Below are 19,243 nucleotides of genomic sequence, written 5' to 3' on the forward strand. Positions count from 1 at the left end.
GCTTTTAACAGACATTTTGACGGTATAGAAGTAGATCACCCTTAAATTTACCACATTTTCAATTCACGTCTCACCTTCAGATTGTAAAATTTAATAATTTGGTATGGAAAATTTTATTGGATATCCTTTATTTTTATCATTATTATAAAAATAGAACTATGGGATTTTTTGATAAAATGTTTAAAAGTGAAAGAGATATTGCGAAGGATGAAATAAAAAAGGTTCCCTGGACGCAGTTGACAGATGAAGAAACGCTGGATGAAATTGCCGAGCTTTCTAATGAAACCCCAGTGGCTATTCTCAAACATTCCACCAGTTGTGGGATAAGCAGGATGGTGTTAAGACAATTTGAGCAGGAATATAATATTGAGGAAGGTAAAATAAAACTTTACTTCCTGGACCTTTTAAATTACAGGTCTGTTTCAAATAGGATCGCCGCAAAATTTAATGTACCACACGAAAGTCCGCAGCTTATTATTATTAAGGAAGGGAAGGTGGTATATGACGCTTCCCACAGCGAGGTAGGAGCAGCTAGTTTGTCGCAATTTGTAGCTTAATAACTGCAGCAGGATTAACTTAATATATTTTTATATTTTGTTGTTAAAGTATGCTAATCAGATTATTACAAAAAAATGATGGTAGTATATTGAAAAGGATTTATTAACCTTTTTAAATATAATTTTTATGGAAAATCAGGGAAATCGCGACCGCGATCAAAACCAGAGAAATCAGGATCAAAGGAACCAGGACCAGCAAAGAAATCAACAGCAGGCCCAGGGTAGGAATCAGGATCAATCCCAAGGTGATGCAAGACATCAACAGGGAAATGAACCCGGGGAAGAGGAAAGAAAGAGAAAGCAGCAGGCTGGAGGACAGGAACATCAACAAAGACAGGAAGGCCAAACAGGACCACAAAGCAGTGGGCGCAGGCAGGGAAGACTGGAAGATGAAGATGAAATGAATGATGAAAGAAGGTAACCCATTCTTTTATATTTTTAAAGGCCATCGTTGACAGCAACGGTGGCTTTTTTTATTTATTCCTGCAGGACCAGGTATCATTCGCCAGAAAAAATCCCAAGACAGGAAGGCTTTAATTTTAGGAGGAGTAGATTGATCGTGTATAATATTGAAAGTGATAATGGTGAACTTTTCCTCATACCCATTAGCCCCTTGAATTTGCTACGGCAAAAAGCTCTTATTAGTATTCCTTTTAGAGATGCGTGTTAAAGTTTGCAAACCAGGGGATTAAAATTTTTTCGGTTAACTAAATTGAAAACTGTTTGGGATTTAAAAATAGCTCATTATGGAAAATAAAATAGCTCATTATGGAAAATAAAAAAGATAAAATTCCTGAAACAGATCAAAGAAATCCACAGAAAGATCAGAAAAAACAACAGGAAAGAGGAAGTACGGAAAAAGAGGATAAACAAAAAAAATCTTCTTCAAAGGATGGAAATTTGGGCTCTAAACAGGAAAGGGGTCAACAAGGTGGTAAACAGGGTGCAGTTGATAAGAAAGTAACAGACCGGGATAGAAAAGATTGGGAAAATCAAGGGAAATAGAAACCTGCTATTCTTAAATTTTAAAGCAACAACAAATAATTTATTGATATGGAAAACAAGGAGCAAAGAGATCGCAACAGGGATAAGAACCTGGATGATATGAAAATGAACAGGGAGGAATCAACCAATGTAAAAAATAAAGAGAAGCGAGAGCGAAACAGAAATTGGGACCAGGTTCAAAGAAGACAACAGGCAAGTCCCAGGAGTTATAGTGAAAATACCGAATCTGAAAATATCGAGAACCAGAATACGAGAGCCAAAGATGAACAGGTAGATGAAGAGACCCATAATGACCTGCAGGGAGGGGATAACAACCGTGGCAGAGTGGGAGACAAAGCTTCTGAAAGGCAACAAACAATCGATAAAGAAAATGCTTCCAAAGACAGGAGAGTAGACTAGTAACACTCTATTATATACCAATGAAAAAAGCCACCCGAAAGGATGGCTTTTTTGAAATAAATACTATTAAAAATTTATCTCGAGTTATTTTTCTTTGGCTGGAATACAGGTAATAATTTTGTGCTTACCTCCCCAAATCCAATTCTCCTGTCCTGGCTTTCGCAATAGCCCCGCATAATAACGGTATCATTATCTTCAATAAATTTGCGTTCACTACCATCCTTCAATTTTACGGGTTTTTCTCCTCTCCAGGATAATTCCAGCATAGAGCCGTAAGAATCTGGGGTGGGTCCTGAAATTGTTCCCGATCCCATCATATCACCTGAATTTACAGGGCAGCCATTAATGGTATGGTGAGCCAGTTGCTGACTCATATTCCAGTACATATATTTAAAGTTTGATCTTGTGACAGTAGTTTCTTCTCCATTTTCAGGTTTTAGGGAAACTTCCAGTTTTATGTCAAAGCTTTTTTTGCCAGAGAATTGCAGGTATGGCAACAATTCTTTTTCAGGTTTAGGACTTTCAGTCCTGAAAGGTTCCAATGCATCCAGAGTCACGATCCAGGGAGAGACAGATGACGCGAAATTCTTCGCCAGGAATGGGCCTAATGGAACATATTCCCATTTTTGAATATCCCGGGCGCTCCAGTCATTAAAAAGGACAAGTCCAAAGATATATTCCTCTGCCTCATCAATAGGAATAGGTTCCCCCAGAGGATTGGCATCTGTTGTGATAAAAGCCATTTCAAGTTCAAAATCCACGAGTTTAGAAGGTCCAAAAACCGGCTCTTTTGCTCCTGCCGGGAGGGTTTGACCTTGTGGGCGGTGTACCGGGATCCCGCTTGGAATGATTGAAGAGCTCCTCCCGTGATAACCTACGGGAATGTGTAACCAGTTTGGGAGCAAGGCATTTTCAGGATCCCTGAACATGGTCCCTACATTGGTTGCGTGCTCCTTACTGGAATAAAAATCTGTATAATCACCCACCTGTACAGGAAGTTGCATTTCAATCTCGTCAAGAGTGAAAAGGACAATATTACGGTGGTCCTGGTTATTCTTTAGTTTTTCGTTCTTTGTGTCAAAAATTTCAGCGATTCGGTTCCTAACGAGCCTCCAGGTCTTCTTCCCGTCTGATATGAAATCGTTAAGGGAATCCTGTAGAAAAATATCATCGGTTAAAGGTATACCTTCAAAGTATCCCAGCTGGTGAAGGGCCCCAAGGTCTATTGCATAATCCCCAATCCTGGTTCCTATGGTGATGATGTCATCCCGGGTTAAAAAGACCCCGAACGGTATGTTCTGAATAGGGAAATCTGTATTTTCAGGAGTGTCCAGCCACGTTTTTCGTTTGGGATCATTTGCTGTAATAGGCATATAATTTTTTGTTTTATTCTTAATTCAATTCTATTCAAATATATTATTTTCCCTGTATTAACCGAATGGAATTATTACTTTTGGTGAATATTTAACGTAAAAAATTAACATGCAACGAGATACCGAAATTTTTGATCTTATAAACGAAGAAAAAAACCGTCAAATCAACGGCCTTGAATTAATTGCAAGTGAAAATTTCGTGAGTGAACAGGTGCTTGAAGCAGCAGGTTCTGTACTCACAAATAAGTATGCTGAAGGTTACCCGGGAAAACGCTATTATGGCGGATGTGAAGTAGTGGATAAAGTAGAAAATCTTGCCATAGATAGGCTTAAGGAACTCTTTAATGCAGAGTATGCCAACGTCCAGCCGCACTCCGGTTCCCAGGCCAATACAGCCGTCTTCCATGCCTGTATGAAGCCGGGGGATAAGTTCCTTGGTTTTGACCTGTCGCATGGGGGGCATTTAACACATGGTTCTCCTGTGAACTTTTCAGGGAGATTATATGAGCCTGTATTTTATGGAGTGAATAAGGAAACCGGGCTTATTGATTATGATGAGGTAGAGGAAATTGCCAAACGCGAGAAGCCAAAAATGATAATCGCAGGAGCATCTGCCTACTCTCGTGAAATAGATTACAAAAGATTCCGTGAGATAGCAGATGGTGTGGGTGCAATACTCTTTGCAGATATTGCACACCCGGCAGGATTGATCGCAAAAGGACTTCTTAGCGATCCCATTCCTCATTGCCATGTCGTGACCTCTACTACTCATAAGACTTTGAGAGGACCGCGTGGAGGGATCATTATGATGGGGAAGGATTTTGACAACCCGTTTGGTGAAAAACTTAAAAATGGAAATCTTAAGAAAATGTCGGCCCTGCTGGATAGCGGTGTCTTCCCGGGTAACCAGGGAGGGCCCCTCGAACACATTATTGCTGCAAAGGCAGTAGCATTTGGAGAAGCACTCACAGATGAATTTCTTTATTACACTGTGCAGGTTAAGAAGAATGCCAAAGCACTTGCCCAGGCATTTATGAACAAGGATTTCAACGTGATCTCGGGTGGGACAGACAATCATATGATGCTTATAGATCTGCGAAATAAAAACATCACAGGTAAGCAGGCAGAAGAGGCTCTTGGGAAAGCAGAGATCACCGTGAACAAGAACATGGTTCCATTTGATGATAAATCTCCTTTTGTAACTTCGGGAATAAGGATTGGTACTCCTGCAGTTACAACAAGAGGTTTAAAAGAGGATGATATGAGCAGGATAGTAGAACTTATAGATACAGTGGTAAGTAATTTTGAAGATGAAACCAAACTTGCAGAGGTGAAGGAAGAAGTTCTAAATATGATGCAGGGACGGCCACTTTTTAGTGCCTAATCTTTCTTTCAAATAAATATAAAAAGTGCTGCCTTTTGGGTAGCACTTTTTTTGTGAGGTGAAATTTTTGATAAAGATTTGGAAAACAGTTAGTAATCCTTCAACTTTAACTATTACTTGAATGAAAAACGTAAATTTGAATAAATTCACTAGTATGCAATTGTTCTCCCATTCCCGTCTTTTAACTTTATTTATACTTCTATTATTTTCTTCCTGTGCCCAGGTTAAAGATACCGGCACCGGGACACGGGATGCTGTGATCCTACCGCCTGAAGAGCTCTATGGAGACCTGTTCTATGATGTACAGCAGGATGAGGCTATCTTCCCCGACAGTAAGACGTTTGTGGATGCTATTCCATTTACAGAGGTGGACGAGATTAGACTTAAATATTCACGTCTTGAAAATAGGTCAACACCCTTTTTACTCAATTTTCTTGAAGAGCATTTTATAATTCCAGAAAATTATAACACGTTCCAAAGTGACTCCCTTCCCATCCAAAAGAATATCTCCCAGTTATGGGAAGTATTGAAACGCCCGGCAGATGAGGTGGAATCTGGCACCTTGATGCCTTTGCCGCATCCCTATATTGTTCCCGGGGGCAGGTTCAGGGAAATTTATTATTGGGATAGTTATTTTACAATGTTGGGATTGCAGGTAGACGGGGAGGTAGAAACCATAAAGAATATGGTTGATAATTTTTCCTATTTGATCGATACCTATGGGTTTATTCCAAATGGAAACCGCACCTATTACCTGGGGAGGTCACAGCCCCCTTTTTATTCAAAAATGGTGGAGCTTCTTGCAGAAATTGAGGGGGATGAAGTGTATGCGAAATATCTCCCTTACCTGGAAAAGGAGTACGAATTTTGGATGAGGGATTCTGAAGCTCTTACTCACTCCAATCCTGTTTCAAAAAGGGTGGTGAAGATGCCTGAAGGGGAGGTGCTTAACCGGTATTGGGATGAATATGACACCCCACGCCCGGAAAGTTACAGGGAAGATGTTGAAACTGCAGAGGAGGCCATAAGAATGTTTCCCAATAGAACAAAAGCTGAAGTTTACAGGAATCTACGGGCTGCAGCAGAGTCTGGCTGGGATTTTTCCAGCAGGTGGCTTGAGCGTGATGAGAATGGGGATTTTAAGCTCTCTTCAATACATACTACCAATATAGTGCCTGTAGATCTTAATTCCCTCCTTTACAACCTCGAGGCCAGGATAGCCGCTGTATATGAGCTTACCGGAAATGAAGCCGGGGCGGCAGAATTCCATATGAGGGCAGAGGCCAGAAAAAATGCCATTGAAAAATATTTTTGGAGTGAGGAAGAAGGATTTTATATGGACTATAACCTTCCCGAAGAAAAACATACCCCGGTGCTTTCCCTTGCAGGAGTATACCCACTTTTTTTTAATATTGCTTATGAGGATAGGGCGAATAAAGTAACAAGAACAGTTGAAAGGACTTTCCTCAAGCCGGGAGGAGTAGTAACAACCCCTTATGAAACAGGGCAGCAATGGGATGCACCAAATGGCTGGGCGCCACTACAGTGGGTAACCATCCAGGGTTTAAGGAATTATGGGGAAACAGCCCTGGCCATAGATGTTAAGAACCGTTGGCTGCAGTTGAACACAGGAGTCTACAAGCGCACCTTTAAAATGCTTGAGAAATATAACGTGCAGGACCTTTCCAGAGAAAGTGGTGGGGGAGAATATCCCACCCAGGATGGATTTGGGTGGACCAACGGGGTATATCAAAAACTGGTGAATGAAAGGTCCGGCAGAACATTTATGGATGAATGAGGATCCTTATCATACTTATCGCCGGTTTTACAATGATAAATAAAGGAAGTTGCCAGGGGCAGCAACCGGATATTTCAATACAGGAGATCCGGGAACTCCAGGGTGTGGCATCGGCATCAGGAATAGAAAATCTACATGGTGATCTCTTTGTGATTGGAGATAACACTCCTTACATTTTCAGGTTAAATAAGGATCTCCAGGTTGAAGAAAAGCATCTTTTATTCCCTGAACTAAAGAGTACCGACAGCCTGTTTGAAAAAGCTGTAAAACCAGATCTTGAGGCTTTATGTAAACCAAAGGAAGCAGAAAATAAATTGTGGCTCTTTGGATCAGGTTCCCGGTATAAGGAGAGGGATGTTCTTATTGTTTTTGATGCTGAAGGGGAACCGCTATCCAGGCAGTTTTCTCTGGTTGATTTTTACAAGGACCTAAGGTCTAAGGCACAAATCCCTGGAAGTGATTTTAATATTGAAGGGGCCGAAGTTGCGGGGGAGCACCTATACCTTTTCAACAGGGGCAATAATATGATATTCAAAATAAATATTTCTGAATTTGAGAAGTTCTTAACTCAACCGGCATCTTTACCCGCAGCAGAATTCTTTGAGTTTGAACTTCCTGAAATTGATGGGGTGAAGGCAGGCTTTTCTGGGGTGACTTTTATCCCTGGTGAAGAAATATTCCTCATAACAGCCAGTGTTGAAGATACCGACAACTGGATAGATGACGGGGAAGTACTTGGAAGTTACGTGGGTGTACTTACTTTAAAAGAATTAAAAGAGAAGGTACAGCCACTCTGGATAAAACTTACTTTTAATGGGGTGAAACTTCAGAAAAAAATTGAATCCATTACAAGCATTTCGACAACCACCAGAGGGGAATATGATCTCCTGATGGTGACTGACAGTGATGGGGATATTTCAGAAATTATAAAAGCGAGGCTTACCGGCCTTTAATTTGACTGGTTTGGATACCACTCAAGCAGCACCACCTCAATCTCTTCATTGCCTGCATTTACCAGCTCCTTAAATTTTTCGACATCGGCCAGGCCGTCCTGTCCTCTGTAATGATAAGGGTAAACCTGCTTAGGTTTAAAGGCCAGTACGGCATCTGCCGCCTGTTCTACATCCATTGTGTAGGGAAGGTTCATAGGGATCAAGGCCATATCTATGTCCTGCAGGTTCCTCATTTCATCAATTCCTTCAGTATCACCCGCGATATATAAGCGTTGCCCGTCCTTCTCAAGAATATATCCATTTCCCCTTCCTTTGGGATGCCTGGATTCTTCATCCTCAGGCAGATTGTACATAGGAACGGCTTCAATATCAAAACCCCGGAATTCACGGCTCTCCCCGTTATTCAAAACTACCAGGTTCTCCTGAAGCTCTGCAGGGAGCTGATCTTTCACTGCTTTTGGAACAATGATCTGGGTTTCTCCAAGCTCCAGCGCCTTTAAAGTTTCGGCATTCATATGATCTCCATGTATATCAGAAATAAGGACAAAATCTGGTTCTTCCTTCCCTTCGAAGGCAGCTGCACCACCGGTTGGGTCGTTATAGATGATCACATCACCCCATTTTATAATTGCCGTGGCATGAGAAACAGGTTCTATAGTTATCTCCTCTACATTTCTTTCCTGATCAACATTTTTCGATGCCTCTGTGACCTGGGAATCATAATCTTCATTTTCACGGGTTTCATTCTTGCAGGATGTAAAAGTGATAACAAAAATGGATAATGTAATTAACTGTTTCATAATAACTTGATTTTTGTTAAAGTTAGGGAACGGCAATAAAAGACTTCATTTTATTAAGAAAGTTTTAATACAACGGCAGTTCCAGTTTTATATCTCCCCGGGCATAGGGATTTTTACCTTCAATAGGGATCTCCTTAAAACCATATTTTTTATAAATATGAATGGCATTTTCAAGTTTACGGTTAGAATAGATAATTAATTTTTCCCACCCCTTTTCTTTCGCATAATTAAGGCAATGCTCCATCAACTTCTGTCCAATCCTTTTACCCTGGGCTGCAGGGGTAATTGCCATTTTGGTGAGCTCAAATATTCCTTCTTCAATCTTCATTAAAGCTACGGTCCCTATGATCTTTTCTCCTTCTTTCACAAAGAAGATATTACCACCTGGATCCAGGATATACTGCTGCGGTTTCCCCAACACTTCCTCATCGTGAGGTTCTACCCAAAAATATTTTTCAAGCCAGGCTATATTAAGTTCTTTAAAATCACCGGCATATTCATTTTGGAACGGTATTATTTCTACATTCATTTTTTTCCCAGGGTTTTATGGTCACTTTGCTTCCAGGGTAATTTCCCTTCGATCTCGAGGGCAAAGCTTAAGAATGTTCTTATTAGAATGATCAGGCCAAGGTTGATTATTCTTTCGAGGGTGGCATCATATACCACGGTCATTATAATATCTGCCGCCACCAGGAATTCCAGTCCCAGTAAAATCGCACGGCCCAATTCTTCCCGAATTGCCTGGAAAGACCTGTAATCTGTTCCCTGTTTTTTTAAAAGGAATCTTCCAAGGGAGATCAAGGCTCCCACCACAATAATAAGAATTCCAATACTTTCTATAACAGTTGCCGCAGTGCGTACAACAAGATCGAAGGTCTCGCTCATATTCCTGTGCTTATAATATCGGTTATGAAGTAACTTAACGCCTTGCCTACACTGGCTTCAGTATTTGCGGTAGGGGCCGCTTCACAAATATGTATGTATTTTATATTCTCTTCTTCTGATGCCAGGGCGACAAAATTGCGTACCATATTAAACGAGAATCCGCTGGGGGTTTGGGCACTGCTGGGAAAATCCCTAATTGCGTCCACATCGAGCTCCAGTCCAAATTCCTCCTGTGAGATCGTGTCTAGTTCCTCTCTAAAGGCAGTAAGTATTTGCTGGGAGGATTTTCTTACCAGGTGTTCAAATAACCTGTACTGGTCATTTTGAGCAGCATCCATCTGTTCAAAGATATAGGCGGGCGTATAATTTTGGTGTACTCCAAAAACGCGGTACTTTCCAAGAAATCCTTCTTTTCGTGCATAACTAAACCCATTCCCGCTATGGCGGTGCTCAAGCCTTCGCAGGTCTGTATGTGCATCAATATTTAAAATATTAATTGGTTTTTTTAATGCCTGGCTGCTGCCTTTTATATTTCCATAAGCATTATTATGGCCACCTCCAATTATAATTGGGATCTTCCCCAGGCTAACAATTTTTTCAATTACCCTTGTTACTGCCGAATCAATTTGTGACACAAGATCTCCCATCTTCTCAAAATAATGAGGGTCTTCATGGCCAAGATTTTCAGCTTTGGCAAGATATTCCCGGCATTCAATTTCTCCCAGCAGTATTAAGTCTTCTGCATTGCTGTAGCGATTTGACTGGACATTCAGAAGGGATTTTAAAGCTACGTGCCAGGCTTTTGCAGTGCCTTCCTTTCCACGATTTGCCCTAACCCCTATATCTTCGGGTATGCCGACTAGAACGTATTTTGCAGGTATATTCTTAAGTTGTTCAAAACCTTCAACAAATTTGATTTTCTCGCCAAATTTGGTTTCTCCCTCCCGGGTAATGATTAATTTTTCAACGGTCCTGGAGTTGTAGATCTTAAAATTCTCCATTAATTAAATTTTTTACCATTAATATATACCGCTTCTATTTCATTGTTTCCAAAAGAATAGGGGAGGTGTGAATAGGAGGGGATCTTTTTAGTTATAATGAAATTTGCAGCCTTGCCTTTTGTGATACTTCCATGGGTTTTTGAAAGGCCCATGGCAAAGGCAGCATTAATAGTAGCAGCATTTATAGCTTCCTCTGGGGTCATCTTCATTTTAATGCAGGCAAGGGATACCACCAGGTTCATATTCCCGCTGGGGGCGCTACCGGGATTATAATCGGTTGCCAGTGCCAGGGGCAGGCCTGCATCCAGTATTTGCCTTGCAGGGGTATAGGGGATACCCAGGAAAAGAGAGCAGCCGGGTAAGGCCACCGGCATGGTGGAGGTCCCTTTTAGCACTTCGATGTCTTCTTCCCGCATCACTTCCAGGTGATCTACACTTAAAGCATCATGTTCCACTCCGGCTTTCACTCCTCCTATGGCGTTGAATTGGTTCACATGGATCTTTGGTGTAAGCCCATATCGCTTACCCGCCTGCAGTAGCTTGTTAGTATCTTTAATGGTGAAATATCCTTTTTCACAAAAAATGTCTATATAGTCCGCCAGTTTCTGGTTGGCTACATCAGGTAGGATTTCCTTGATCACGAAATCTATATACTCTTCTCTTTTCTCCTTATACTCATTTGGGAGGGCGTGTGCCCCAAGGAAGGTGGCCTTAATTGGGATCTCATAATTTTCCTTCAGCTTCTTAATCACCCTCAGCATTTTTAGTTCAGCTTCTTTAGTAAGTCCGTAGCCAGATTTGATTTCTATGGCACCTGTACCCAGTTTGATTACCTCTTCCAGGCGGGCAGAGGATTGCCTGTAGAGTTCTTCTTCAGTGGTTTCCTGTAGCGTCCTGGCGCTGTTGAGAATCCCGCCGCCACGATTGGCGACCTCCTCATAGGTTAATCCATTTATACGGTCAACAAATTCCTGCTCCCGGTTCCCGGCATACACAATATGGGTATGTGAATCGCACCAGGCAGGTAAAACGATCTTACCTTCCAGGTTGATGTCTTTGATATTACTGAATTTTGGCAGATCATCCATATGCCCAAAATCGGTAATAGTACCATTTTCTGTTAATAACCAGGCATTTTGGATCGTGGGAAGTTCTTTCATTTCCCTGCCGGAAAGTTTTTCTATAGGTTTTTTTCTTACCTGTACAAGGTCCTGAATGTTGATGTATAGTGCTTTCATAGAGTAAAGATAAAAAAGTCGCCCGGAACATCCGGCTATAACAAGGCAAAGTATTGGATTGTATATAGGATTATTATAATTGCCGAAGGGTAGGATGAAGGGGTGAAGGTGAGATACTATTTCGGTTTTTTCTTTTTACCTTAGAGCCTTGTTTTAAAATTTAAATCCCCGTAAAATTTATGGACCACAAATCCCACGGCTTAAATACTCTTTGTACTCATGCCGGCGAACTTGAAGACAGTGTTTATAAAGGAGCTGTTTCCCCATTATATATGTCAACTTCCTATGCTTTTGAAGATGTTGAGGTAAAACGCTATCCCCGTTATTTCAATACCCCTAACCAGGTTGCCCTGGCAAAAAAAATAGCCACTCTTGAATATGGAGAAGAGGCCCTTATTTTTGGCAGCGGGATGGCTGCAGTGAGTACTGCTCTTATGGCATTTTTGCATAAAGGGGACCACGTGGTATTTCAAAACACCCTCTATGGCGGGACAAGCAACCTGGTGGTAGAGGAATTTGATAAATTTGGAATAGAATATTCCTTCACAGTAGATTGCAAACCTGCAAGCTTTGAAGCAGAAATAAAAGAAAACACAAAAGTCATTTATATTGAAACCCCCTCCAATCCCTTGCTCACCATTACAGATGTACAGGCCGTAGCAGGGATTGCAAAGAAGCACAATCTTGTGAGTATGATAGACAATACATTTGCCTCCCCGGTAAATCAAAACCCAATTAAGCTGGGAATTGATATTGTCATCCACTCGGCTACCAAATATATGGGCGGCCACAGTGATATTCTGGCAGGGGCGCTGATCTCTTCAAAAGAACATATGGATACTATCTTCCAGCTGGCTAAGAATTTTGGAGGCAGCCTCAGCGATTATACTGTTTGGTTGCTGGAGCGAAGTATCAAAACAATGGGGCTAAGGGTGAAGGCCCAGAATAAAAATGCAGGAAAACTGGCAAAGTATCTGGAAAATCATCCGGATGTGGCCAGGGTATATTATCCCGGCCTGGAATCCCATCCGGATCATGAACTTGCAAAAGAACAAATGAAAGGATTTGGCGGAATGTTATCCTTTGAACTAAGGGATGGGCTGGATGCTGATATTTTTCAGAAAAAACTGAAACTAATAAAGTCCAGCATGAGTCTGGCAGGAGTGGAGTCTACAATTCTATCTCCCAGCAAAACCTCCCACGGCCTGCTAACTCCTGAAGAAAGGGAGAAGCAGGGGATAAAGGATGGGCTCTTAAGGTTCTCTGTAGGGATCGAAGAGAAAAAGGATCTCATAGCAGATATTGAACAGGCTTTAAAAGAAGTGAGAGCTTAGTTTTTCCCGGGTAAAGGAAAAAACATCTTAAGCATTAAAATTTATAATAGAATGAAATTAGACATACTTGCAGTAGGAGCACACCCCGATGATGTAGAACTTAGTTGTTCCGGCACCCTTGCAAAGGAAGTGGACAGGGGAAAGAAAGTGGGGATCCTGGATCTTACCCGGGGCGAAATGGGCACACGGGGCACTGCTGAAACCCGGAAGGAAGAAGCTGCCGCCGCTGCAGAGATTCTTGGAGTAAGTATGCGCCACAACCTTGGTTTTCGCGATGCCTATTTCTTAAATGATGAAGCGCACCAACTTGAGGTTATAAAGATCCTTAGAAAATACAGGCCAGAGATTGTTTTGTGCAATGCGAAAGAGGACAGGCATATTGACCACGGGAGAGGTGCTAATCTTGTAAGTGAATCCTGTTTTCTTAGCGGTCTACGAAAAGTGGAAACGACCTACGAAGGTGAAAAGCAGGAAGCCTGGAGGCCTAAGCTGGTATATCATTATATACAGTGGAAAAACCTGGAGCCAGATGTAGTAGTGGATATTTCAGGGTATATGGACAAAAAGCTTGCCTCGGTAAAAGCGTATAAAACACAATTTTACGATGAAAATAGTAAGGAACCCAGTACTCCTATTTCGAGTGATAACTTTTTGGATAGTATAACTTACAGGGCCCGCGACCTTGGCCGGCTCATAGGGACAGATCACGCTGAGGGCTTTACTGTAGAGCGCTATGCTGCAGTAGATTCCATTTTTGACCTAATTTAATTTTATTTTTTTCTTTGCAGAATTACAGAAATAATATACATTTGCAACCGCTAATAAATGGTGGTTGTAGCTCAGCTGGTTAGAGCGCCTGATTGTGGTTCAGGAGGTCGCCGGTTCGAACCCGGTCTTCCACCCTTTTTAAGGCTCCTTAGGAAACTAAGGAGCTTTTTTTTGCTTATAACTTATTGACTTTATACCAGAACCTTATTTCGGATCAAGCATGATTGTTGGGGACTAAGCAAAAATTGTAGTTAATCTAAACAGGAAGAATTCTATATTTTTTACTCCTTTGAATTTCTCACATCTCACATCTTCTAACTTATCTCACTTCTCACTTCTCACTTCTCACTTCTCACTTCTCACTTCTCAATACTCAATACTCAATACTCAATACTCATTGGTATCCGATTAAATTAATGTGAATTTAAGTTAAGCCATGCTACATATAGTCCGAGGTCTTGTCAACCTCCACATTGGGGTGGTTTTGAAACTAAAATAGTTTAAGAATCAAGGCTTTTTAAAATTGAATAAATCTCGTATTTCCATAGACATATATTTTAGTCCAGGTTCTATATTCCAGCAGCGGAAGCGGTCTAAATTCTTGTACCGGACAATAATGACTCAATACTCACTTCTCAATACTCAATACTCAATACTCACTTCTCAATACTCACTTCTCAACACTCAATGCTCAATACTCACTTCTCAATACTCAATACTCAATACTATCATGGAATAAGAAAAGTTTTCTCCCACTCTTCATCTTTTTTCTCGAAAAGCGCTCTTAGTCTATTGGGCTCTGCACGTAATTTGAGATACTCTATTCCATCGGGTACCAGTTCAAGTACGGCAAAATTGAGATCATTGGTCCTCTTCACCTCAAGGGGATTTTTTATCTTTTTTCCCGGGGGGTATTTAGTGTTATAATCATTAATAGACCTGCCGTCTACCTTCAAGCGGTGGTCTTCCCAAAGTTCATCATCGGTATGTAATTTGATCTTGCCGCGTAAAAATAGTTGTAAATGCAGCAGGTGGTTGTAAAATACCACACTGGCGGCGGGGTTGGCCCGTAGATGCTCAATTTTAGAGGACCTAATATCAGTATAAAATAGCAAACTCTTCTTTTTTGTAACCTTCCTCAAGTTGACAAAGCGTTGTTTTATTTGGGTGGGGGTTTCAAACGTAGCCAGGCTGCAAATATTGAAGGGGTGGTTCTCCTCCCTGGCTCCACATTCAAGTTCTTTCCAGGTTTCAGTAAAAAGATCGTTAAGCATAATAAAGTTTTAAGATCCCGGAATGAATAGATCGTTCAGGAAATGAATCTTTTTTATATTCCCGGTTTCTTAAATTTAAGAAAAAAATATAAAATAACCCTTTATAGATAGTTTAGAAGTTACAAAAGAATGGCGTGTTAATCGATCTCATATTCAAGCCTCATGGTAATTGAGGCTGTTTTGTTTTTATCCTGAGTATTATAGGCTCCACTCCAGCTGTAATCCTCCCCGCTATTTTGCCCTGTGATCTGGAAAACACCCATCGTGGCGCTGTTAAGATCCCCAAGTTTTTCGCCGCTGTTTTCTGCGATCTTCTCAGCTCTTAGCCTTGCATCTTCCGTAGCCTTTGAGATCATAGCGATCTTAAGATCTGCGATTTTGGTGTAATAATATCTTGGAGGAGAGGAATTGAACTGTACTCCCAGATTTAGTAGTTCTGTGATCTCCCGGGAGACATTTTCAATAAGTTCCACATCATTCGATTCTATTTTTATAGTTTGTACTAATTCGTAACCTTTAAAAGTACTACCTACGTAATTTCCGTTTTGATACTGGTTCTCCTGCTGTTCAATCGTTTGCACTGAATTAAAGACAATATTATTTGCAGGAATGCCTTTATCAATAAGATATTTTCTCACAGTTTCCTTATCCCTGTTTACTTCATCATAAGCCTGTTTCAGGTCTGGGCTCATCCGGCTAAAACGGCCTTCCCAAACAATAAGATCTGATGTGAAATTCTCGCTTCCAGATCCCGTCACAGCGATCACACCCTGGGGTTGAGCTCTTTTGACATAAGCATTTCCAAGAAACAGCGAGGCAAGAACAATGGCGATTGAAAATATGATTGCAGTGATGTATTTCATATAGGGGAAATTAGCTATCTAAAGGTATAAAATTAAAGTTAGCATAGGTCATTATTGGTTCAAATTACTATTTTTGCCTATGCAAAAAAACGTACTCATTTTAGACTTCGGGTCGCAGTATACACAATTAATTGCCAGACGTGTAAGAGAGCTCAACATCTACTGCGAGATCCATCCTTATAACAAAATACCTAATGACCTTTCAGGTTTTAAAGCAGTGATCCTCTCGGGAAGCCCTTTCTCTGTAAGAGGAGAAGATGCACCGCACCCGGACCTTTCCCAAATTAGGGGAAAACTACCGGTCCTTGCAGTTTGCTATGGTGCCCAATATCTGGCCCACTTCAATGGAGGAAAGGTTGAAGCCTCTGAAATACGCGAATATGGCCGTGCAAATCTCTCTGTAATTAAAGACGGGGAAGCTTTATTTGAAGGCATCGTGGAAAATTCACAGGTATGGATGAGTCACAGTGATACCATAAAAGAGCTTCCTGAAAGAGCCGTAAGGCTGGCAAGCACAAGCGATGTACTTAATGCCGCTTATAGAATAGATGGGGAAGATACATTCGCAATACAATTTCATCCTGAAGTATATCATTCGACCGATGGGAAACAGCTGCTCGAGAACTTCCTTGTAAACATAGCTGGTGTGCCGCAGACCTGGACACCTGAAGCTTTCGTGGACATGACAGTGGGAGCCCTTAAGGAACGAATTGGCGATGATAAAGTGGTACTTGGTTTAAGCGGGGGAGTTGACTCCAGCGTTGCTGCAGTGCTACTTCATAAAGCAATAGGAAAAAACCTTTATTGCATTTTTGTTAACAACGGGCTTTTAAGAAAAGGCGAATTTGAAAGTGTCCTTGAGCAATACAAGGATATGGGGCTTAATGTAAAAGGGGTAGATGCTTCGGCACGTTTCTTGGATGCGCTTGCAGGAGTAAGTGATCCTGAAGATAAGCGCAAGGCAATAGGAAATGCCTTTATAGAGGTCTTTGATGATGAAGCTCACCGTATTGAAGATGTGAAGTATCTTGCACAGGGAACTATTTATCCCGATGTGATCGAAAGTGTATCTGTCAACGGGGGACCTTCAGCAACTATTAAATCCCACCATAATGTGGGAGGACTGCCGGACTTTATGAAACTTGAAGTAGTAGAGCCTTTGAAGATGTTGTTCAAAGATGAGGTAAGAAGAGTGGGGGCAGAGCTGGAAATAAGTGACAGCATTCTTGGCAGGCACCCTTTCCCGGGGCCGGGATTGGCAATTAGGATCCTGGGAGATGTAACGGCAGAGAAGGTGAGGATCCTACAGGAAGTAGATGCGATATTCATCAATGGATTAAAGGAGTGGATGCTTTATGATAAGGTGTGGCAGGCCGGTGCTATATTACTTCCGGTAAGCTCTGTGGGAGTAATGGGTGATGAAAGAACTTATGAGAAAGTGGTGGCGCTTCGGGCTGTTGAATCTACAGATGGTATGACTGCAGACTGGGTTAATCTACCTTATGATTTCCTGCAAAAAACATCCAATACAATAATAAATAGGGTAAAAGGCGTTAATAGAGTGGTGTATGACATTAGTTCGAAACCACCGGCTACCATCGAATGGGAATAATATAAGGTGCAGGTCATAAAGGGTTTAGGGCTGCGTCAAACGAAATAAAAGACAAATGAAGTATTTAATAATGATGTGCCTGTTCTTTCAGGTAATTTCCTTAACGGCCTTTGGGCAGGCATATAAGTATCATACAGTTGCCCCCGAGGAAAATGTCTACAGGATCGCTCAAAAATATAATATTTCTGCAGAAGCTATCTATAAATTGAATCCCGATGCCCGTAATGGGGTGAACGTGGGTTCCAAACTGGTGATCCCGCTTCAGGAAGAAAAAGTGGTTAACACCAGTGAACCTGTTTCTTTTAAATACCATAAGGTTGAAAAAAAAGAAACACTCTTTGGTTTGTCCCAACGGTATAATGTTGACATAGATGAGATTAAAAAGTATAATAAACATCTATATTCAAAAGAACTTCAACAGGGAGAGGAAGTAAGTATTCCGGTATATGCGAAAACCGAAACTCCTCTTCCCAAAGCGGTGGCCCAGGGTCCTCCTCCTGTTCAAATTACCAAAACCCGCGAACATATCATCCTGCCAAAAGAAACCAAATTTGGGATTGCAAGGAAATATGGGATGACGGTGGAGGAACTTGAAAAACTTAATCCAAAGGTGGATGTCCTGCAACCGGGCATGATGATCAAGGTAGCTACCAATGTCATAGATGAACCGGTTATTATTACAGATGATGCTTTCCAGTTTTATGAAGTGCAGCCCCAGGAGACTATTTTCGGTCTTACCCAGCGGTTCCAGGTAGACAGAGATTCTTTAATGGCTTTAAACCCTGGATTAAGGGATGGTCTAAAATCGGGGATGGTCTTAAAAGTTCCAACCAGGGATGCCAGGGGAAGGGAACTGGAGGATATTGAGGTTGAAGTAACAGAGACTGCAGCCGGAGAGGCGCGAGCTACCAGGCTGGAGGATAACATCAAGGACAGAAGTACCAAAAACCTTGTATTAATGTTGCCTTTTAATTTGAACAAGATCAATAATGATACTATTTCCAATTCCAAAAATGTAATTGAGAATGACAGGGTAATGAGGGTTTCGCTGGATTTTTATAGCGGGGTGATGATGGCCCTGGAAAGAGCAAAGGAATTGGGGATATCAACTAACCTCCAGGTTTTTGATACACAACGACAGGCAGGGAAGGTTACTTCTATCATACAATCCAACAACTTTTCCAATGTAGATGCGGTAATAGGGCCTTTATACCAGGCCACCAGTGAGGAAGCCGCATCCAGGCTTTCCGCAACGGGAATTCCTGTAATCTCACCGCTTACTAACCGGGAATTGCGGTGGATGCCCAATTTATATCAGGCCAGGCCAAGTGATGATATGTTGAGGGATGCTATGATAGACTATATACGTAATAATTCACAGGGCAAGAATGTCATCATCATTGCAGATGGCAAAAACGCTGCCTTAAGGAACAGGTTAAATAATGCAATTCCAGGTTCCAGAATTGTGAATCCATCAGACAATAATATTAGTGAGGGAAGTATTGCGACCTCCATCCTTAAAGACAGAGAAAACTGGGTGATCCTGGAATCTGAAAGCGTTGGACTTTTAAGCAGTGCAACTTCTGCCCTTAACAGACTGGCAAGGAATAATAAGATCACCTTGTTCACCACCAATAAGAATTCTTCTTTTGACAGTAATGTACTGGCCAATGATCATTTGGGAAGACTTAACTTTCATTTCCCTTCTGAATATAAGGAGTTTGATGAAACGGTGAGCGATATGTTCATCGACAAGTATAAGTCAAAATATGGATATGTTCCCAATAACTATACTGTAAGAGGTTATGATCTAACCCTTGACATTTTGCTAAGACTTGCGGCAATGAGTTCCCTGGAAGAATCTGTAAGAGCCAACATTTTAACCGAATATGTGGAGAACAAATTTAGTTACAGGCCAAAGGCAAATGGAGGATTCTATAATGATGCTATTTACATCATGCATTATAATGATGATCTAACCTTAAGTGTAGCCCGATAG

Annotated in this window: 19 protein-coding genes and 1 tRNA gene; 12 read left to right on the plus strand and 8 right to left on the minus strand. The window is 41.3% G+C overall.

The annotated features are described in order from the left end of the window. Positions 1-158: 158 nt before the first annotated feature. From ytxJ to FHG64_RS16495, 4 genes are all read left to right on the plus strand, one after another. Positions 159-557, plus strand: a complete 399-nt coding sequence (gene ytxJ / locus FHG64_RS16480; protein WP_139067419.1) for a bacillithiol system redox-active protein YtxJ — start codon at positions 159-161, stop codon at positions 555-557. A gap of 127 nt (positions 558-684) precedes the next feature. Further along, the gene (locus FHG64_RS16485; protein WP_139067420.1) at positions 685-978 is read left to right on the plus strand and encodes a hypothetical protein; all 294 of its coding nucleotides are present in this window, start codon (positions 685-687) and stop codon (positions 976-978) included. A gap of 347 nt (positions 979-1,325) precedes the next feature. Then, a complete protein-coding gene (locus FHG64_RS16490; RefSeq protein WP_139067421.1) occupies positions 1,326-1,562 on the plus strand; it encodes a hypothetical protein in 237 nt (78 codons plus the stop codon). A gap of 48 nt (positions 1,563-1,610) precedes the next feature. Next, positions 1,611-1,961 (plus strand): hypothetical protein, encoded by a 351-nt coding sequence (locus tag FHG64_RS16495; RefSeq protein WP_139067422.1) that lies wholly within the window; start codon positions 1,611-1,613, stop codon positions 1,959-1,961. A 74-nt stretch (positions 1,962-2,035) separates the two neighbouring features. Here FHG64_RS16495 and fahA read toward each other — a convergent pair whose 3' ends face one another. Beyond that, on the minus strand, positions 2,036-3,334 hold the full coding sequence (gene fahA / locus FHG64_RS16500; protein WP_139067423.1) for a fumarylacetoacetase: 1,299 nt from the start codon (positions 3,332-3,334) through the stop codon (positions 2,036-2,038). A 109-nt stretch (positions 3,335-3,443) separates the two neighbouring features. On the opposite strand from fahA, the gene glyA reads away from it, so the two are divergent. The 3 genes from glyA to FHG64_RS16515 all read left to right on the plus strand — a co-directional run bounded on the left by glyA (position 3,444) and on the right by FHG64_RS16515 (position 7,469). Further along, positions 3,444-4,718: a serine hydroxymethyltransferase gene (gene glyA, locus FHG64_RS16505; RefSeq protein ID WP_139067424.1), complete on the plus strand. Its 1,275-nt coding sequence runs from the start codon at positions 3,444-3,446 to the stop codon at positions 4,716-4,718. A gap of 121 nt (positions 4,719-4,839) precedes the next feature. Further along, positions 4,840-6,516 carry an alpha,alpha-trehalase TreA gene (treA, locus tag FHG64_RS16510; RefSeq protein ID WP_246054159.1) on the plus strand — a complete coding sequence of 559 codons (1,677 nt, stop codon included), beginning with the start codon at positions 4,840-4,842 and terminating at the stop codon, positions 6,514-6,516. After that, a complete protein-coding gene (locus FHG64_RS16515; protein ID WP_139067425.1) occupies positions 6,513-7,469 on the plus strand; it encodes a DUF6929 family protein in 957 nt (318 codons plus the stop codon). Before treA ends, FHG64_RS16515 begins: the two co-directional genes overlap by 4 nt. Here the strand turns inward: FHG64_RS16515 and FHG64_RS16520 are convergent. From FHG64_RS16520 to hutI, 5 genes are all read right to left on the minus strand, one after another. Next, the gene (locus tag FHG64_RS16520; RefSeq protein ID WP_139067426.1) at positions 7,466-8,269 is read right to left on the minus strand and encodes an MBL fold metallo-hydrolase; all 804 of its coding nucleotides are present in this window, start codon (positions 8,267-8,269) and stop codon (positions 7,466-7,468) included. The genes FHG64_RS16515 and FHG64_RS16520 overlap by 4 nt on opposite strands. 64 nt (positions 8,270-8,333) lie before the next feature. Then, positions 8,334-8,798, minus strand: a complete 465-nt coding sequence (locus FHG64_RS16525) for a GNAT family N-acetyltransferase (RefSeq protein ID WP_139067427.1) — start codon at positions 8,796-8,798, stop codon at positions 8,334-8,336. Beyond that, a complete protein-coding gene (locus FHG64_RS16530) occupies positions 8,795-9,154 on the minus strand; it encodes a DUF1622 domain-containing protein (RefSeq protein ID WP_139067428.1) in 360 nt (119 codons plus the stop codon). Before FHG64_RS16530 ends, FHG64_RS16525 begins: the two co-directional genes overlap by 4 nt. Then, positions 9,151-10,155: a formimidoylglutamase gene (locus FHG64_RS16535; RefSeq protein WP_139067429.1), complete on the minus strand. Its 1,005-nt coding sequence runs from the start codon at positions 10,153-10,155 to the stop codon at positions 9,151-9,153. The genes FHG64_RS16530 and FHG64_RS16535 overlap by 4 nt, the downstream gene beginning before the upstream one ends. Continuing rightward, positions 10,155-11,393, minus strand: a complete 1,239-nt coding sequence (gene hutI / locus FHG64_RS16540) for an imidazolonepropionase (protein WP_139067430.1) — start codon at positions 11,391-11,393, stop codon at positions 10,155-10,157. The genes FHG64_RS16535 and hutI overlap by 1 nt, the downstream gene beginning before the upstream one ends. Positions 11,394-11,572: 179 nt before the next feature. On the opposite strand from hutI, the gene FHG64_RS16545 reads away from it, so the two are divergent. The 3 genes from FHG64_RS16545 to FHG64_RS16555 all read left to right on the plus strand — a co-directional run bounded on the left by FHG64_RS16545 (position 11,573) and on the right by FHG64_RS16555 (position 13,630). Further along, complete coding sequence (locus FHG64_RS16545; protein WP_139067431.1) at positions 11,573-12,727, plus strand: trans-sulfuration enzyme family protein; 1,155 nt, start codon at positions 11,573-11,575, stop codon at positions 12,725-12,727. 51 nt (positions 12,728-12,778) lie between these two features. Beyond that, positions 12,779-13,495, plus strand: coding sequence for a bacillithiol biosynthesis deacetylase BshB1 (gene bshB1 / locus FHG64_RS16550; protein WP_139067432.1), 717 nt, complete (start codon positions 12,779-12,781; stop codon positions 13,493-13,495). A 59-nt stretch (positions 13,496-13,554) separates the two neighbouring features. Next, positions 13,555-13,630, plus strand: a tRNA-His gene (locus FHG64_RS16555). Between the two features lie 593 nt (positions 13,631-14,223). Here the strand turns inward: FHG64_RS16555 and FHG64_RS16560 are convergent. Continuing rightward, the gene (locus tag FHG64_RS16560; RefSeq protein WP_139067433.1) at positions 14,224-14,769 is read right to left on the minus strand and encodes a pyridoxamine 5'-phosphate oxidase family protein; all 546 of its coding nucleotides are present in this window, start codon (positions 14,767-14,769) and stop codon (positions 14,224-14,226) included. A gap of 137 nt (positions 14,770-14,906) precedes the next feature. After that, positions 14,907-15,632, minus strand: a complete 726-nt coding sequence (locus FHG64_RS16565) for an SIMPL domain-containing protein (protein WP_139067434.1) — start codon at positions 15,630-15,632, stop codon at positions 14,907-14,909. Positions 15,633-15,711: 79 nt separating this feature from the next. On the opposite strand from FHG64_RS16565, the gene guaA reads away from it, so the two are divergent. Together guaA and FHG64_RS16575 are read left to right on the plus strand one after the other, a co-directional pair. Continuing rightward, on the plus strand, positions 15,712-17,244 hold the full coding sequence (guaA, locus tag FHG64_RS16570; RefSeq protein WP_139067435.1) for a glutamine-hydrolyzing GMP synthase: 1,533 nt from the start codon (positions 15,712-15,714) through the stop codon (positions 17,242-17,244). A 55-nt stretch (positions 17,245-17,299) separates the two neighbouring features. Next, positions 17,300-19,243, plus strand: a complete 1,944-nt coding sequence (locus tag FHG64_RS16575; protein WP_139067436.1) for a PBP1 and LysM peptidoglycan-binding domain-containing protein — start codon at positions 17,300-17,302, stop codon at positions 19,241-19,243.

The sequence above is a fragment of the Antarcticibacterium flavum genome, assembly GCF_006159205.1.
GTDB classification, from domain to species: Bacteria; Bacteroidota; Bacteroidia; order Flavobacteriales; family Flavobacteriaceae; genus Gillisia; species Gillisia flava.

Bases quoted from the DNA above. Each gene is read 5' to 3' on its own strand.
- FHG64_RS16525 (WP_139067427.1), bottom strand. From the start codon at position 8,798: ATGAATGTAGAAATAATACCGTTCCAAAATGAATATGCCGGTGATTTT.
- FHG64_RS16490 (WP_139067421.1), top strand. From the start codon at position 1,326: ATGGAAAATAAAAAAGATAAAATTCCTGAAACAGATCAAAGAAATCCA.
- FHG64_RS16565 (WP_139067434.1), bottom strand. From the start codon at position 15,632: ATGAAATACATCACTGCAATCATATTTTCAATCGCCATTGTTCTTGCC.
- guaA (WP_139067435.1), top strand. From the start codon at position 15,712: ATGCAAAAAAACGTACTCATTTTAGACTTCGGGTCGCAGTATACACAA.
- FHG64_RS16530 (WP_139067428.1), bottom strand. From the start codon at position 9,154: ATGAGCGAGACCTTCGATCTTGTTGTACGCACTGCGGCAACTGTTATA.
- FHG64_RS16515 (WP_139067425.1), top strand. From the start codon at position 6,513: ATGAGGATCCTTATCATACTTATCGCCGGTTTTACAATGATAAATAAA.
- FHG64_RS16560 (WP_139067433.1), bottom strand. From the start codon at position 14,769: ATGCTTAACGATCTTTTTACTGAAACCTGGAAAGAACTTGAATGTGGA.
- fahA (WP_139067423.1), bottom strand. From the start codon at position 3,334: ATGCCTATTACAGCAAATGATCCCAAACGAAAAACGTGGCTGGACACT.
- treA (WP_246054159.1), top strand. From the start codon at position 4,840: ATGAAAAACGTAAATTTGAATAAATTCACTAGTATGCAATTGTTCTCC.
- FHG64_RS16520 (WP_139067426.1), bottom strand. From the start codon at position 8,269: ATGAAACAGTTAATTACATTATCCATTTTTGTTATCACTTTTACATCC.
- ytxJ (WP_139067419.1), top strand. From the start codon at position 159: ATGGGATTTTTTGATAAAATGTTTAAAAGTGAAAGAGATATTGCGAAG.
- FHG64_RS16545 (WP_139067431.1), top strand. From the start codon at position 11,573: ATGGACCACAAATCCCACGGCTTAAATACTCTTTGTACTCATGCCGGC.
- hutI (WP_139067430.1), bottom strand. From the start codon at position 11,393: ATGAAAGCACTATACATCAACATTCAGGACCTTGTACAGGTAAGAAAA.
- bshB1 (WP_139067432.1), top strand. From the start codon at position 12,779: ATGAAATTAGACATACTTGCAGTAGGAGCACACCCCGATGATGTAGAA.
- FHG64_RS16485 (WP_139067420.1), top strand. From the start codon at position 685: ATGGAAAATCAGGGAAATCGCGACCGCGATCAAAACCAGAGAAATCAG.
- glyA (WP_139067424.1), top strand. From the start codon at position 3,444: ATGCAACGAGATACCGAAATTTTTGATCTTATAAACGAAGAAAAAAAC.
- FHG64_RS16495 (WP_139067422.1), top strand. From the start codon at position 1,611: ATGGAAAACAAGGAGCAAAGAGATCGCAACAGGGATAAGAACCTGGAT.
- FHG64_RS16575 (WP_139067436.1), top strand. From the start codon at position 17,300: ATGAAGTATTTAATAATGATGTGCCTGTTCTTTCAGGTAATTTCCTTA.
- FHG64_RS16535 (WP_139067429.1), bottom strand. From the start codon at position 10,155: ATGGAGAATTTTAAGATCTACAACTCCAGGACCGTTGAAAAATTAATC.